A 15,651-nucleotide genomic window follows, 5' to 3' on the forward strand; every position below is an offset into this window, starting at 1 on the left:
TACAATGAATTGAGGCCGCATTTAAGTTTAGGAATGAAAACACCAAACCAAGTGCATAAAAAAGACCAGGAGCAAAAGCTACTGGCCTTCATTTAAAACCGTCAACGTATTTTAGGACGGGACACTTAATTAAAAATTAAGCTTGTTTTGGACTAGAAATAACGTCTACTAAAGTCCAAGATTTATTCTTAGAAATTGGTGCGCATTCACGGATAGTAACTACGTCACCCGCTTTTGCTGTGTTATTTTCGTCATGTACGTGTAACTTAGTCGTACGTTTAATGAATTTCCCATAGATTGGGTGCTTCACATAACGTGCGATAGCGATAGTGAAAGATTTTTCCATCTTGTCGCTGATTACACGGCCTTGAAGAGTACGAATTTTATCGCTCATTATTGACCTGCCTTCTGGTTAATAACTGTTTTTACACGCGCGATATCGCGGCGTACTGTTCTTAGCGTGTGTGTCTGAGCTAACTGACCAGTGCTAGCTTGCATGCGCATATTAAATTGCTCACGAAGTAGTCCTAGAAGTTCAGCATTAAGCTCTTCTACGCTTTTATCTTTTAGTTCGCTAGCTTTCATCACATTACCGTCCGAGTTACGAAAGTTGTTTTGAATGGCAGTTTACGAGCAGCAAGGTCAAACGCTTCACGAGCAAGCTCTTCTGAAACACCTTCCATTTCGTAAAGTACTTTACCAGGCTGAATTTCAGCAACCCAATATTCAACAGAACCTTTACCTTTACCCATACGAACTTCAAGAGGTTTTTCTGTAATCGGTTTGTCAGGGAAGACACGAATCCAGATTTTACCTTGACGTTTCACGTGACGCGTCATAGCACGACGAGCTGCTTCGATTTGACGAGCAGTCATACGGCCACGGCCAGTTGCTTTCAATCCGAAAGTACCGAAGCTTACTTTGTTACCGTTTTGCGCTAAACCGCGGTTGCGGCCTTTGTGCATTTTACGGAATTTTGTACGTTTTGGCTGTAACATTACTCGCTACCTCTACTTAGCACTTTTCTTGGCTTTCTTTGGTGCGCGTTTAGCTGGCTTCTCTTGCTCTTGTACTAGTGGTAAACCACCAATAACTTCGCCTTTGAAGATCCAAACTTTAACACCAATGATACCATAAGTGGTTAAGGCTTCAGAAGTTGCGTAATCGATATCAGCACGAAGAGTATGTAGAGGTACACGACCTTCACGATACCATTCTGAACGTGCGATTTCAGCGCCGCCAAGACGACCGCTAACTTCAACTTTAATCCCTTTAGAACCGATGCGCATTGCATTTTGTACCGAACGCTTCATAGCGCGACGGAACATAACACGACGTTCTAGTTGAGAGGCAATGCCGTCTGCTACTAGTTGTGCATCTAGTTCTGGTTTACGTACTTCAGAGATATTAATCTGAGCAGGTACACCAGCGATTTTAGTTACCGCTTGACGTAATTTTTCTACGTCTTCGCCTTTTTTACCGATAACAACACCCGGACGAGCCGTGTGAATTGTTACTCGGATTGATTTTGCTGGACGCTCAATAACGATTTTAGACACAGAAGCCGTTTTTAATTCCTTAGTAAGGAATGTACGAACTTTGTGATCGCCAAAAAGCTGTGCAGAGAAATCTTTTGAACTCGCGTACCAGGTAGAAACCCAAGGTTTAGATATACCTAGGCGAATACCAGTAGGATGAACTTTTTGTCCCATTACTTATACTCCTAGCTATCTGAAACCATAACAGTGATATGGCTTGTACGCTTAAGGATGCGATCTGCGCGTCCTTTAGCACGAGGCATAATACGTTTCATTGTAGGACCATCGTCCACAAAGATCGTTGTTATACGAAGCTCATCAATGTCAGCACCTTCGTTATGCTCTGCGTTAGCAATAGCAGACTCAAGTACTTTCTTAACTAATACAGCCGCTTTCTTAGGGCTGTACGCCAGGATTTCTAGTGCGCGATCTACAGGTAACCCGCGGATCTGATCTGCAACTAGACGTGCTTTTTGCGCCGAACCAGAGGCGAATTTATGTTTAGCTAATGCTTGCATTTATCTTCCCCTCTTATCGTTTCTTCGCTTTCTTATCCGCAGCATGGCCACGGTAAGTGCGAGTTGGTGCAAATTCACCTAGTTTGTGACCGATCATTTCGTCAGAAACGAAAACTGGTACGTGCTGGCGACCATTATGGACAGCAATGGTCAATCCGATCATGTTAGGTATGATCATTGAACGACGGCTCCAAGTTTTAATTGGCTTTTTCTCACCGCTTTCCAAAGCTTTCTCTACCTTCTTCAGCAAGTGTAGGTCTATAAAAGGACCCTTCTTGAGAGAGCGTGGCATGGCTATTCCTCAATATTACTTAGTACGACGACGTACTATAAATTTATCCGTACGCTTGTTCTTACGCGTCTTCGCACCTTTAGTCGGTTTACCCCATGGAGACACAGGATGACGACCACCAGATGTACGACCTTCACCACCACCGTGTGGGTGATCTACCGGGTTCATGGCAACACCACGAACTGTCGGACGAATACCACGCCAGCGATTTGCACCTGCTTTACCAAGTGAACGAAGCATATGCTCAGCATTGCCTACTTCACCTAGAGTCGCACGACAATCAGATTCAACTTTACGAACTTCGCCTGAACGAAGACGTAATGTTACATACTGACCATCACGAGCAAGGATTTGAACGTATGCACCAGCAGAACGTGCGATTTGAGCACCTTTACCTGGTTTTAATTCTACGTTGTGAACAGTCGAACCTACAGGCATATTACGCATTGGTAATGCATTACCAGGTTTGATTGGTGCATCAACACCAGACTGGATTGCATCGCCAGCTTTTAAGCCTTTTGGTGCGATAATGTAACGACGCTCACCGTCTGCATATAATACAAGAGCGATGTTTGCGCTACGATTTGGATCGTATTCTAAACGTTCAACAGTGGCTGGAATGCCATCTTTAGTACGTTTAAAATCGATTAAACGGTAATGTTGTTTATGACCACCACCGATATGACGAACCGTAATACGACCATTGTTATTACGACCACCTGATTTAGAGTTTTTCTCTAAAAGTGGTGCGTATGGCTTACCCTTATGTAGATCAGAGTTAACCACTTTAACTAGGTGACGACGGCCCGCAGAAGTAGGCTTACACTTTTGAAGTGCCATAATTCTATCCCCTTATTACTCGGCGCCGCCGACAAAGTCTAGCTCGCTGCCTTCTTTAAGAGTAACGTAAGCTTTTTTCCAGTCGCTACGACGACCGAAACGTGCGCCAGTACGTTTTGTTTTACCCTTAACGTTAAGTGTGCGAACACCCGTTACTTCTACTTCAAAAAGCTTCTCAACTGCTACTTTAATTTCAGCTTTAGTTGCGTCATTTACTACTTTAAAAACAATAGTATTGTTTTCTTCAGCAGCAATTGTGCTTTTTTCAGAGATATGTGGAGCAAGGATCACTTTTAAAAGACGTTCTTCGCGAATCATGCTAGCGCCTCCTCAAGTTGCTTAACAGCAGCGGCTGTAATAAGTACCTTATCGAAAGCAATTAAGCTTACAGGATCGATACCAGCTACATCACGTGTGTCAACCTTATAAAGGTTACGTGCCGATAAGAAAAGATTTTCATCTACTTCTTCAGTCACGATAAGAACATCTTTAAGCTCAAGTTCTTTAAGCTTAGCAACTAGTTCTTTAGTTTTTGGTGCTGCTAGAGCAAAACTTTCAACAACGATTAAACGCTCTTGACGAACTAATTCAGATAAGATGCTTTTAATCGCACCACGGTACATTTTACGGTTTACTTTTTGGCTGTGGTCTTGTGGTTTAGCTGCAAAGCTAACGCCACCTGAACGCCAAATTGGGCTACGGATTGTACCGGCACGTGCACGGCCAGTACCTTTTTGAGCCCATGGTTTTTTACCACCACCGCTTACTTCAGAACGTGTCTTCTGAGCACGAGTACCTTGACGAGCACCTGCTGCGTATGCAACAACTACTTGGTGTACTAATGCTTCGTTAAACTCACGTCCAAAAGTAGCTTCAGAAACTTCAAGACCGCCAGAAGCGTCTTTAATTGCTAATTCCATCACTAAATCTCCAGGACTTATGCTTTAACAGCTGGTTTAACGATAACGTCACCGCCAATAGCTCCAGGTACTGCACCCTTAACTAAAAGCAAATTACGCTCAGCGTCAACGCGAACTAGTTCTAAGTTTTGAGTCGTTACACGCTCAGCACCCATATGACCGGCCATTTTCTTACCTTTAAACACCTTACCAGGTGATTGGTTTTGACCGATTGAACCAGGAGCACGGTGAGATAGAGAGTTACCATGTGTCGCGTCTTGCATGCTGAAATTCCAGCGCTTAACACCACCTTGGAAACCTTTACCTTTAGAAGTACCGGTTACGTCAACCTTGTTGATTTCGTTGAATAATTCAACAGTAAGCTCAGCGCCTACTTCAAAATCGCCTTCACCACCGTTAAGGCGGAATTCCCACAGACCGCGACCCGCTTCAACACCAGCTTTAGCGAAATGACCCGCTTTAGCTTTGTTTACACGACTTGCTTTTTTAGTGCCTGCGGTTACTTGAAGCGCGTTATAACCGTCTGTTGCGTCAGATTTGATCTGAGCAATGCGGTTAGGTGTCGCTTCAATAACTGTCACAGGGATAGATACACCATCTTCAGTGAAGATTCGTGTCATACCCACTTTACGACCGACTAGACCTAATGCCATTTTCCTAAAACCTCTCTAATCTTTCGATTAACCCAGGCTGATTTGAACATCAACACCAGCAGCAAGATCTAAACGCATAAGCGCGTCTACAGTCTTGTCAGTTGGTTCTACGATGTCTATCAGACGTTTATGGGTGCGGATCTCGTACTGATCACGCGCATCTTTATTAACGTGCGGTGAAGTTAGTACAGTAAAACGTTCAAAGCGTGTAGGTAGTGGGATTGGACCACGTACTTGTGCGCCAGTGCGTTTCGCAGTTTCCACGATTTCTGCCGTTGATTGGTCAATCAAACGGTGGTCAAAAGCTTTTAGGCGAATACGAATGCGTTGATTTGACATTCTTAACCTCAATATAAAGAGCATATAAAAGAGCATAAAAAAACGACCGAAACAATCTTAAAACTTAAGATGTCGGCTGTTTGATTATATCTACGTTGAGTTCCAAATCGGAACTCCTGTTTATTAGCTTGAAATCCAAGCTTAATTTATCCTTTCTAATTCCCAGAGGAATTTTGAAAGCCTGCGTATTATAGAGGTATTGGTGATAAATGCAACAACTATTTAGAAACAATGTAATGAATACTAATTTGATTAAATATGCGTCCATACATGTTCAATAGCTATACTTGAACTAATGCTTTTGATGCTAGTCAACAAACAACTAAACATCTTAATTGCGCAAACTAAGGGATTTTTAGATATTATGGTATCCTGTTGCGCTAATTTTGCCCTTAATACTCTCAATATGGTGAGTCGATGCGTATTTTTAATTATTGTTTAAATGTTATGTCTGCTGGATTTAGTCGCTTATTTGTGAAAAGCAAAGTGCTGCCAGAAAATCCTATTAAACAGTATGATCTAAACCCTGAGTACCCTACATTTTACATAGTGCGTTTAAATTCACGTTTTGATTTAGCCGCGCTGGCACATGTTTGTAAAAAGAATGGCCTACCTAGCCCAACAGAAGAGCAAGTGCTAGGGACTCAAAATTTAGACCGTTTTATTGGTATTAAAAATCCTCCACCGTTATTTGGTGATGAAGCAAAACCAACCAATGCTTTAGCCCAAGGCAAGCAAATTATTGAGTACTTAATAAAAAGCGGTCAGCAAAACGTACAAGTGGTGCCTGTTACTATTTTATGGGGGCGCGATCCAGGTAAAGAAAAGCCAGGACTACGTACTTTAATTACACACTCTCTTACTCCAAGCTGGTTTAGAAAGTTTTTTGTGGTGTTATTTTCAGGGCGCGATAACTTTATTCGCTTTAGCCAACCACTCGACTTATCACTTTTAGTCAATGAAAAAGCCGACGTAAGTGAGTTACCTCATAAATTATTACGCGTAGCGCGTGTTCACTTTAAGCGCCAAAAGCTAGCTGCTACAGGCCCTAAAATGCCATCTCGTGAGCAATTGTTTAATTCATTATTAGCGTCACCTACTATAAAAAAAGCAATTCAAGATGAAGCTAACGCTAAAAAAATTAGCCAAACAGAAGCTCGTCAAAATGCACTTAAGCTACTTGATGAAATAGCCGCTAATTACTCTGAAGCAATGATACGTGTGGCCGAAAGGTTTTTAACTTGGTTATGGAATAAGCTTTATAATGGTATTGATATTAAACACGCCGAACAAATTCATGAACTAACAGATAAAGGCCATGAAATAATTTATATGCCTTGTCATCGCAGCCATATGGATTACTTACTGCTTACTTACTCTATTTATCATTTAGGTTTAGTACCTCCGCATATAGCTGCAGGTATAAATCTTAACTTTTTCCCTGCCGGAGGCATATTTAGACGCTCTGGTGCGTTTTTTATTCGTCGCTCGTTTGCAGGTAATAAACTTTATTCTGCCATATTCAAAGAGTATTTAAGCCAACTGTTTATCAAAGGTTACTCTGTTAAGTTTTACACGGAGGGCGGTCGAAGCCGAACTGGACGCTTACTGCCGCCTAAAACAGGCATGCTATCTATGACATTACAAGCAATGCTACGCGGAATAGACAGACCAATATCTATTGTTCCTGTGTACATTGGCTACGAGCACGTCATGGAAATTAACACCTACCTTAAAGAGCTAGATGGTAAAGATAAAAAAGGCGAATCTATATTTGGTATTTTTAAGGCAATCAAAAACCTTAAAAACTACGGTCGTGGTAACTTAAACTTTGGCGATCCAATCTCTATTAACCAATACTTAAACGATAACCAACCTGATTGGCGTGATTCAATACACCCAACTGACGTGCAAAAGCCACAATGGTTAGCACCACAAGTAACTAAACTTGCCGACCAAGTAATGGTTAAAATTAATAATGCAGCGGCGCTTAATGCGGTTAACTTACTAGCGATGATATTGCTGGTTAACGATAAACAAGCATTGAGTAAACCAAAGCTATTAGCTCAGCTTGATTTTTATCTGCGCTTACAGCGTGATGCAAGCTACAGTAACAAAGTAACTACACCAGACGAAACTCCAGAGCAATTACTAACGCATGCATTAAAGCTTAATAAGTTTGAAGTTATCAGTGATGAGTTTGGCGAAATTATTACGATTAGCGATAAAGAAAAAGTACTGTTTAATTACTACCGAAACAATATTTTGCACTTGTTTGCAGTACCAAGCTTAATTGCACTACATCTATTTAAACAACACAGCACTACGATTGCTCAATGCCAACAACTTGTAAAAACATTTTATCCGCTATTTGCTAAAGAATGGTATTTACAACCTCTTGATGAAAACTACATAACACGAATTTTAGCTAATTTTGCCGATCAAAATTTAATTGAGTTTGATGGCGATAACATTCATATAACGAACAGTAACGACTGCTTAGCTAAGCTTGAAATGCTTGGACGAGCACTTAGCTTTACCCTACAACGTTACGCTATTGTGATTGGTTTTATTCAAACAAGTGATGGCATTGAAAAAGCCGAGCTTGAAAGAGAAAGCCAAGTACTCGCACAACGTTTAGGTACACTGCACGGCATAAAAACACCTGAGTTTTTTGACAAAAAAGTACTTGTTAGTTTTATCGAAAACTTACGTGGCGAGTCGTTAATAACAGAGGGTGATAAGGGCTTAGTAGGTAGCACACAACTATGTGAAACCTACGCACACCTTAAAACATTACTGCCAGCACGCGTCTGGCAGTCAATCAGCGATATAGTTCAAGATCAGTGTAACTAGCAATGCATTTACAGAAGGGGTTAGCGTTGACGCATAACCCCTTCTTGCATTGTTGAGGCAACCAAGTTGCCTTGGCGGTCAAAAAACTGCCCCCGTACCAAACCACACCCATTACTCGCACTTGGACTATCAATTGAATACAAAATCCAATCATCCATTCTAAATGGACGATGAAACCACATTGCATGATCAATCGTAGCTACTTGCATATTTGGCTGCATAAACGATACACCATGAGGTTGTAATGCAGTTGGTAAAAACTCAAAATCAGACGCATACGCTAATAAGTAATTATGGATACGCTGATCGTCCGGCATTTCACCATTAGCTTTAAACCAAATATGCTTTACCGGCTCTATAACTTCTGGTTTAAACGGGTTATGAAAAGTAACCGGTCGCATTTCAATTGGCATTTCACGGGTAAACTTATTACGGATAACCTCTGGGATATGCGAAGCGTTATCTTGGTAAAACTCAAGCGATGAACGTAATTCTTCAGGTGCGGGAACATCAGGCATTGTCGCTTGATGCGATAACCCATTTTCTTCACCATGAAATGACGCGGTCATATAAAAAATAGGTTTACCGTACTGAATTGCTTTGACTCGGCGCGTACTAAAGCTCTTACCATCACGAATAGTTTCAACGTCATAAACAATGGGTTTAGCCGGATCGCCTGGGCGTAAAAAGTAAGAATGTAATGAATGAACTATTCGCCCTTCAGGCAGAGTTTCTTTGGCAGCAGAAAGCGCCTGCCCCATTACTTGACCACCAAATACAGCACCAAAGCCTAAATCTTGGCTTTGTCCTCGATATAAACCTTGCTCAATTTCTTCAAGTGTTAACAACGACAATAAATCATCTAATACTTGGCTCATTATTTCTTCCTCATTACCCTAGTATGCAAATGATACTATACAATAGTGGGAAGTAAATATTTGTTAGGAATACTGTTATGGCTTACTGGCTATTTAAAACTGAACCCGATGCGTTTTCATTAGATGACTTAAAAAACGCACCAAAACAAACGACTCTTTGGGAAGGCGTGCGTAATTACCAAGCACGAAATTTTATGCGTGACGGCGTCAAAGTCAGTGATTCAGTCATGATTTATCATTCAAGCTGCAAACACGTGGGCGTAGCCGGCATTGCCGAGGTTACCAAAGAAGCCTACCCAGACCCCACTCAATTTGATTTAAGCAGCGACTATTACGATGCAAAAGCCACCAGCGACAAACCACGTTGGGTTGTTGTTGAGGTTACTTATCAAAGCCATTTAAAAAAATTAATTAGCCTTAAAGATATTAAAGCCAATGACAATATTACTGAAATCGCACTTAAAAAGGGCGGACGACTATCAATAATGCCTGTTACTAAAAATGACTGGGATGAAATAATCAAAATGACGCAGTAATACCCTATCGGTTTGACCTAATTTCATTGAGTTTGATATGATCTATATTGACTTATAGCTGGAGGATTAATGAAATTACTGTATTGGTTAGATGAATGGTTAACTCTCCCGCGCAATGAGCAACAAACTCGATTACCCATGACGGGTAGTGATTTACTCGGCGATGTATTTGTTAAGTATGATTTTGTTGACGTTAATAAACCTCTGCTTTTTACCTTTTCCCCTGCTGGCACTAACGTGCAAGAGCAAGATCTTCACCCTGATTTTGCACCATGGGGTTATCACTTAGCTCAAAAACAAAACGTAAACGTAATCGCTTTTCAGCATTTAGGTAAAAGTAATTGGTTTCGTAATCGTAATTTAATCTTTTTTCTCGAGCAATTATCAACATTACTTACGCCGTTTAATTGTCGACTTGGCTATGGTTTAAGTCGTGGCGGATTTGCTGTTGGCGCTTTTGCTAAACTATTAAAGCTAAATCAGGTGTTGTTCTTCCATCCGGTAAGTACTAAAAATAAAGAATTAGTACCGTGGGATGACCGCCCTAGTACCGATATAGCTCAGCAGTTTGACTGGCAGCAAGATTATCACGATCTAGATTTAGGAGATGCCCAAGGCTATATTATTTACGATCCTACTAATCGTATAGACCGAATGCACGCTAAGCGCTATAAGCAGTTAACTCACTTACGAGTATTTGGTATGGGACATGGCACGCATGCCACATATTTGAATAAGTTTGGATTTTATAAGCAAGTAGCCGTCGATTTTATCCAGCATCAGCAAATTGATATTGCGCAATTTCGTCTGCAAACTAAAACCTTACGCTTTAAAGAGGATTATTACAAAAGCCTTAATAAAGCGAATGTAAACTCAGCTCACCGTCAAACACTATTAAGCAAAGCTCATAATATTTTGATTGATGAAAAAGAAGTTCACGTACAGGAACATCAGGCAAAAATTGATATTCAGCCATTAATAGATGTTGCCCTTAAGCATCAAGATGAGCATCCTAATGATGCCATTCAGTTATTAGAAGTTGCTCAACAACTTGTACCTGACGATCCTTTAATTGAGCATAAAATTAAGCAACTAGAAGAGTAGTTACGCCAATAAAAGCAGCTGTAAAGGCCAACTACTCTATTTAACCTTTTTCTTTTTGTGCCCATACTTGGGCACAATGGTAAAGTACATCATTAAACCTAACCAAGAAAATACAATAATTCCCATTAGCCAGCCATTCTTTTCATGACCCTGTGTACGCTTACTGTTGAGTACAATAACGACAGGTAATATATAAGCACTTAAAACAACAATTAAAAATACAACTTCATTCATTACTTTTCTAGGCTCGGCCAGTCTACTTCACTACTTAATACTCGATCTACCGATATATAGTGCAAAATATCGCCTTCACTTACTTTGTAATCTAATGGTGGATTTAAATCCATATTTTGCGCACTTAAATTATGGGCAACACCTAACAGTATTGCATCATGCTCAAGCTTAAAATGATGAAACAAAGTACCAAACACCATATCTTTGCAGCCGCTTGGTATTTTCAAACTAAATTGTGTATCGCCGTGCAAAGTAGATAGCAGCTCCTCTTGCACACGGCTCGAACCTGGATCTTGCATTGAGCGTACGAGTATCTCAGCTGATTTTGCACTACTACACTCTACATTTTGGCAATGCTCTAACATCATCTCAACTTTGGTTTCATCTAAAAAGTGAGCGCTTATATGGCAATCATCTTTTACTAAGCGACTAATGCGCAGGGCTGTTGTAAATGTCTGATCGTCATCTTGACCATCAATAATCACTTTATCAGCACTACGAATAGCTACCCGCTCTAGTTCAGCTAAATTAGTAAAACTCGTTAAACGTGCAAAATCAACGCTTTCGTTAGCTAAAAAAGGATGATCCATTTGCTCTGTTACCGCGAGTAAAATACGACGGTCAGTACGTTTCGTATCTGCCAAAATGTAATCAATCATCTTTTTTGTACGAGTGTCGTGCCAACCAAAAATAATAATATGGTGGTTACTGTGGGCAAAGTTTTTATCACCAGTCATAGCGCGCCTAATTAAGTAAGTAACAGTTTGTCCTGCTTTTCCTAGCAAAACACCAAATAAAGCTAAACCAAATGGAATTTGTATTAATGCAACCACCCAACGACCAAGATCAGTAGTTGGACTAAAGTCACCATATCCCACTGTTGATGTTGTTACTGTGTAATAGTAAAAAAAGGTAGTAAGCGAGGTTAACGCTTTCTCATTCGCTATAAATAGTAAGCTCCATGTTAATAGCATATGAGTCAAAATAGCTAATGCCACTGCTTGCCAACTCAACTGATCTATATGAGCGCGAACAAGTAACGCTAGCCTTTTAAATATCACCGGCATAATACAAAGTCTTCGTTAGTAAATTATCTATAAACAGTACGTTACTGTAAGCGATGCTTTTAAGCAATGTTTAAGCTTTTAACCGCAAATATTAGACTAAATGCTGTTTGCCAATGGTGATTTTTCATGATTAATTAGCGTTAAAATAATAACCAAAACAGTTGTGCTTATGCTTAATAAAATAGCCCGCCCTTTTACTAAAATTGTAGAGCGTTATCTTCCCGACCCTTTTATATTTGTAATTTTACTTACAATAATTACCCTTGTCAGTGCGAGCTTATTTACAACCGCAACTAATATTGAAGTATTACAAGCGTGGGGAGGTGGGTTTTGGAACTTATTAAGTTTTGCTATGCAAATGCTACTAGTGTTAATTACAGGCTATATGTTGGCAAGTACGCCACCTATAAGTAAGTTATTAGAAAAACTAGCAACATTTTCAAGCACCGCCCCCAAAGCAATTATATTGGTAACGCTTATTTCGCTTTTAGCGAGCTGGATAAATTGGGGATTTGGCTTAGTTATTGGTGCCCTTTTTGCCAAAGCAATTGCTAAACATACTCGTGTTGATTATCGATTATTAGTAGCCAGCGCTTACTCAGGTTTTGTTGTATGGCATGGCGGATTAGCGGGTTCGATTCCTTTAACTATCGCAACCGATGGTCACTTTTCAGAGGCCAGCATTGGTATTATTAGTACAGAGCACACTTTATTTGCGGGCTTTAATATAGCCATATTAGTTGGTTTATTCATTATTATGCCGCTCGTTAATCGCTATATGCTGCCAAGCGAGCAAGAAAGCGTATATATCGACCCAGCTCTTTTACAAGAGACAACACCTAAGCCCACAACAATAACCAGACCTGCCCAACATTTGGAACAAAGTAAACTACTCGGTATGACAATTGGCTTATTAGGTTTGGCATATTTAGGCTATTACTTCTTTATTACTGGCGGAAACTTAAACCTTAATAGCGTTATTGCCGTATTTTTGTTTTTAGCTATTACGCTGCATCAAACACCCCATAATTTACTTAACAGTCTGCAACAAGCAATTCCAAGCGGGGCTGGCATTGTTATTCAATTTCCTTTTTATGCTGGCATTATGGCGGTAATGGTTGATAGCGGATTAGCACAACAGATATCACGTGGCTTTATTGCCGTTGCAGATGCTGATAGCTTGCCATTTTTTAGTTTTATAAGTGCAGGACTCGTTAATATGTTTGTACCCCCTGGCGGCGGCCAATGGGCAGTACAAGCGTCTATTGTTATACCCGCAGCACAAGAGCTAGGTGCCGATATATCTCGCGTTGCAATGGCTGTTGCATGGGGTGATGCGTGGACTAACCTAATTCAACCTTTTTGGGCATTACCCGTATTGGCTATAGCGGGCCTAAAAGCAAAAGATATTATGGGTTTTTGTGTAGTGCAGCTATTTGTAACAGGGGTTTTTATATCGCTGGTATTGAGCTTTTATTAACTGCAAGCATTGTGCAAAGGCGTGCAATATACGCACGCCTTCATTGCTTTAAGCACTCTCACCTTGCTGACCTAAGTCCACTAATTCACCTGCATTTAAATGATAGACTTTGCCAGCCATATTAATAGTTTCTTGGCGATGAGCAATCATAATCCGTGTGATGGGTAAGTGCTGAATTTGTTCACTTATTTTGGCTTCGTTGCCTTTGTCTAAATGACTAGTCGCTTCATCCATAAACAACAAGCAGGGCGATTGATACAACGCTCGCGCTAATAATAGCCGCTGTACCTGCCCGCCCGATAAGTTTGATCCCATATCACCTACTAATGAGTTATAACCCATAGTCATTTTAGTAATATCATCATGAATAGCCGCATGTCGGGCACATTGCTCTATTTTTAAGTAATTGGGCTGTGGGTCAAAAAAGCTGATGTTATCAGTGATTGAGCCAGCTAACAATGTGTCATCCTGCATTACTGCAGCTATTTGTTTGCGATAGTTTTTAAGGCCAAGCTGGGTGATATCTTTACCATCCAGCAGCACTTTACCCGAGGTCGGCTGTAATAACCCCAGCATAATTTTCATTAGCGTAGTTTTACCCGCGCCAGATGGCCCTGTAATCGCAATCGAGTCACCGGTATTCAGCGTTAAATTAACATTATTTAAAATAGGCGCTTGCTCTTCACTGTAACTAAAGCAAATATTCTCAAGGGTAAGCTGACCTTTTGCTTTAACTTCGTCATCACCTGTATATGCCATTTCACCGTCACGATTAGCTTCTTGTTTCGTGAGTGCTATATCTGCAATACGGTCTAAGTGTAAGCGCATCATTTTGAATTGAATAATTTGCTCAATTAAGTTGGCAAAGCGGCTGGTTAACTGGTTTTTATAAGCAATAAACGCCAGTACCATACCAACAGACAAGCTATTGCTCATAACTAGCAATGCAGCAAAGTAAATCACCAATACATTTTCAAGGCCAAATAACAGTTTATTAAATGAATCAAAACTAATGTTTAAACGCCCTAAACGGATTTCACTATTAATGACTTCAGCATAACGGTTTTGCCAAATACCTTGGCGCTGCGATTCATTACCAAACAATTTTATAGTTTGCATACCCCGAATATTTTCTAAAAAGTTCGATTGCTCTTTGGCAGATGATTGAATCATTTCTTCGGTGGCTTGATGTAGTGGACGATACAGCGCTAAACGTACTAAGGTGTAAAGCACAATTGCACCTACAACTATTGCAGTGAGCTTTAGCGAATAAATTAGCATCATAATCAATACGGTAATAGCCATCACGCCATCGACCAGTGTTTCTACAAACCCCGTGGTAATACGCTCACGTATTTGCGCTAATGAGCCAAAGCGCGACACAATATCGCCGACATGGCGCGACTCAAAATAATTCATCGGTAGCCGCAATAAGTGCCGGAGTAAGTTCACACCCATTTGCATATTCAAAAGGCTGGAAAGACGTAAAATTAGCCAACTTCGTACCGCATTAGTCACCACCGAAATAATAGCAATCAGCGCAAAACCCATAGCAAGCACCGTTAATAACGATTCATCAAAACTAATGAGTACTTCATCCACCACCCACTGCATATAATAAGGGGTCATCAAGGCAAACAACTGTAATACAAGTGATAATGCTATCAGTTTTAGTAATCCCGCCTTTAAGCCCTTCATGGTGCTCCAAAGTTGGGTAAACTTCATCTGCGCTTTTTCTTGTTTAGCTTCAAACTTACTCGTTGGCGTGAGCTCTAAACAAATACCGGTAAAGTGCTTACTGAATTCATCACTATTTAAACTGCGTTTACCCACAGCAGGGTCATTAATTGCAAACTTACCTGAAGATCCTTTACCAGAGACTTTGGTCAATACCACAAAATGATTCATATCCCAATGCAATATACACGGCGTTTGCAGTTTATGAACTTCATCAAGCGGGCATTGTAATGCACGACTGGCGAGCCCCAAGTTATCACCCAACTCAATCAGCTGTTGTAAGTTCATCCCCTTTAAATTAGCCGAAAAGCGCTTGCGCATGGCAGGCATATTCAACTGATGGCCGTGATAACACGCCACCATAGCCATAGAAGCAAGGCCGCATTCAGCTATTTCGGATTGGAGAATGAGGGGTATGCTATTTTTCAGGCTAAAGTTTAAATCCAAAACACTATCCTAAGTTAAATCACGAATTGAGCAGCTAATCTATAATGGAAACAACTTCACTATTTGATACATTAAATTAGCTAAAAACACACATAAGATAATAAAAACAATAGTACTAATACTTTTATTCTTTTCAATCTGCTTTTCTAATGCTAAGAATATACAAGTAAATATAAATATCAGATAGTTATCACTTGAATTTTTGATGAAAA

General features: G+C 40.4%; 19 protein-coding genes. 4 read left to right on the forward strand and 15 right to left on the reverse strand.

Annotation, left to right across the window (positions count from 1 at the left end; translation table 11 throughout):
* Positions 1–136 precede the first annotated feature (136 nt).
* From rpsQ to rpsJ, 11 genes are read right to left on the reverse strand one after another with little or no spacing between them, the layout of a single operon-like run.
* On the reverse strand, positions 137–394 hold the full coding sequence (gene rpsQ / locus H5087_RS18815) for a 30S ribosomal protein S17 (protein WP_002957888.1): 258 nt from the start codon (positions 392–394) through the stop codon (positions 137–139).
* Positions 394–585: a 50S ribosomal protein L29 gene (gene rpmC, locus H5087_RS18820; RefSeq protein ID WP_002957889.1), complete on the reverse strand. Its 192-nt coding sequence runs from the start codon at positions 583–585 to the stop codon at positions 394–396. The genes rpsQ and rpmC overlap by 1 nt, the downstream gene beginning before the upstream one ends.
* Entirely contained in the window at positions 585–998 is a 414-nt protein-coding gene (rplP, locus tag H5087_RS18825) for a 50S ribosomal protein L16 (RefSeq protein ID WP_002957890.1), read from the reverse strand. The genes rpmC and rplP overlap by 1 nt, the downstream gene beginning before the upstream one ends.
* Before the next feature lie 12 nt (positions 999–1,010).
* A complete protein-coding gene (gene rpsC, locus H5087_RS18830) occupies positions 1,011–1,712 on the reverse strand; it encodes a 30S ribosomal protein S3 (protein ID WP_002957891.1) in 702 nt (233 codons plus the stop codon).
* An 11-nt stretch (positions 1,713–1,723) separates the two neighbouring features.
* Positions 1,724–2,056 carry a 50S ribosomal protein L22 gene (gene rplV, locus H5087_RS18835; protein ID WP_002957892.1) on the reverse strand — a complete coding sequence of 111 codons (333 nt, stop codon included), beginning with the start codon at positions 2,054–2,056 and terminating at the stop codon, positions 1,724–1,726.
* 13 nt (positions 2,057–2,069) lie between these two features.
* Positions 2,070–2,348: a 30S ribosomal protein S19 gene (gene rpsS / locus H5087_RS18840; protein WP_004588689.1), complete on the reverse strand. Its 279-nt coding sequence runs from the start codon at positions 2,346–2,348 to the stop codon at positions 2,070–2,072.
* A 15-nt stretch (positions 2,349–2,363) separates the two neighbouring features.
* Positions 2,364–3,188 carry a 50S ribosomal protein L2 gene (rplB, locus tag H5087_RS18845; protein WP_002957895.1) on the reverse strand — a complete coding sequence of 275 codons (825 nt, stop codon included), beginning with the start codon at positions 3,186–3,188 and terminating at the stop codon, positions 2,364–2,366.
* Positions 3,189–3,203: 15 nt separating this feature from the next.
* A complete protein-coding gene (rplW, locus tag H5087_RS18850; protein ID WP_002957896.1) occupies positions 3,204–3,506 on the reverse strand; it encodes a 50S ribosomal protein L23 in 303 nt (100 codons plus the stop codon).
* A complete protein-coding gene (gene rplD, locus H5087_RS18855) occupies positions 3,503–4,108 on the reverse strand; it encodes a 50S ribosomal protein L4 (protein ID WP_002957897.1) in 606 nt (201 codons plus the stop codon). Before rplD ends, rplW begins: the two co-directional genes overlap by 4 nt.
* Positions 4,109–4,125: 17 nt before the next feature.
* Positions 4,126–4,761, reverse strand: coding sequence for a 50S ribosomal protein L3 (gene rplC, locus H5087_RS18860; protein ID WP_002957898.1), 636 nt, complete (start codon positions 4,759–4,761; stop codon positions 4,126–4,128).
* Between the two features lie 27 nt (positions 4,762–4,788).
* Entirely contained in the window at positions 4,789–5,100 is a 312-nt protein-coding gene (gene rpsJ, locus H5087_RS18865) for a 30S ribosomal protein S10 (protein WP_002957900.1), read from the reverse strand.
* A 417-nt stretch (positions 5,101–5,517) separates the two neighbouring features.
* On the opposite strand from rpsJ, the gene plsB reads away from it, so the two are divergent.
* On the forward strand, positions 5,518–7,956 hold the full coding sequence (plsB, locus tag H5087_RS18870) for a glycerol-3-phosphate 1-O-acyltransferase PlsB (protein ID WP_182673026.1): 2,439 nt from the start codon (positions 5,518–5,520) through the stop codon (positions 7,954–7,956).
* A gap of 20 nt (positions 7,957–7,976) precedes the next feature.
* Here the strand turns inward: plsB and tesB are convergent, their stop codons facing one another.
* Entirely contained in the window at positions 7,977–8,834 is an 858-nt protein-coding gene (tesB, locus tag H5087_RS18875; protein ID WP_182673027.1) for an acyl-CoA thioesterase II, read from the reverse strand.
* Positions 8,835–8,911: 77 nt separating this feature from the next.
* Here tesB and H5087_RS18880 point away from each other — a divergent pair, with 77 nt between their 5' ends.
* On the forward strand, positions 8,912–9,370 hold the full coding sequence (locus H5087_RS18880) for an EVE domain-containing protein (protein WP_182673028.1): 459 nt from the start codon (positions 8,912–8,914) through the stop codon (positions 9,368–9,370).
* Positions 9,371–9,439: 69 nt separating this feature from the next.
* Positions 9,440–10,474, forward strand: a complete 1,035-nt coding sequence (locus H5087_RS18885) for a cytosolic protein (protein ID WP_182673029.1) — start codon at positions 9,440–9,442, stop codon at positions 10,472–10,474.
* 36 nt (positions 10,475–10,510) lie between these two features.
* Here H5087_RS18885 and H5087_RS18890 read toward each other — a convergent pair whose 3' ends face one another.
* Positions 10,511–10,708, reverse strand: coding sequence for a PLDc N-terminal domain-containing protein (locus tag H5087_RS18890; protein WP_182673030.1), 198 nt, complete (start codon positions 10,706–10,708; stop codon positions 10,511–10,513).
* Complete coding sequence (locus tag H5087_RS18895; protein WP_182673031.1) at positions 10,708–11,775, reverse strand: potassium channel family protein; 1,068 nt, start codon at positions 11,773–11,775, stop codon at positions 10,708–10,710. Before H5087_RS18895 ends, H5087_RS18890 begins: the two co-directional genes overlap by 1 nt.
* Positions 11,776–11,944: 169 nt before the next feature.
* Between H5087_RS18895 and H5087_RS18900 the strand changes: the two genes are divergently transcribed.
* Positions 11,945–13,255, forward strand: coding sequence for a short-chain fatty acid transporter (locus H5087_RS18900; RefSeq protein ID WP_182673032.1), 1,311 nt, complete (start codon positions 11,945–11,947; stop codon positions 13,253–13,255).
* A 48-nt stretch (positions 13,256–13,303) separates the two neighbouring features.
* On the opposite strand, the gene H5087_RS18905 is transcribed toward H5087_RS18900, so the two are convergent.
* Positions 13,304–15,439: a peptidase domain-containing ABC transporter gene (locus H5087_RS18905; protein ID WP_182673033.1), complete on the reverse strand. Its 2,136-nt coding sequence runs from the start codon at positions 15,437–15,439 to the stop codon at positions 13,304–13,306.
* Positions 15,440–15,651 lie beyond the last annotated feature (212 nt).

This window comes from Pseudoalteromonas sp. SR43-7, from assembly GCF_014163785.1.
In the GTDB taxonomy this organism is placed as follows: domain Bacteria; phylum Pseudomonadota; class Gammaproteobacteria; order Enterobacterales; family Alteromonadaceae; genus Pseudoalteromonas; species Pseudoalteromonas distincta.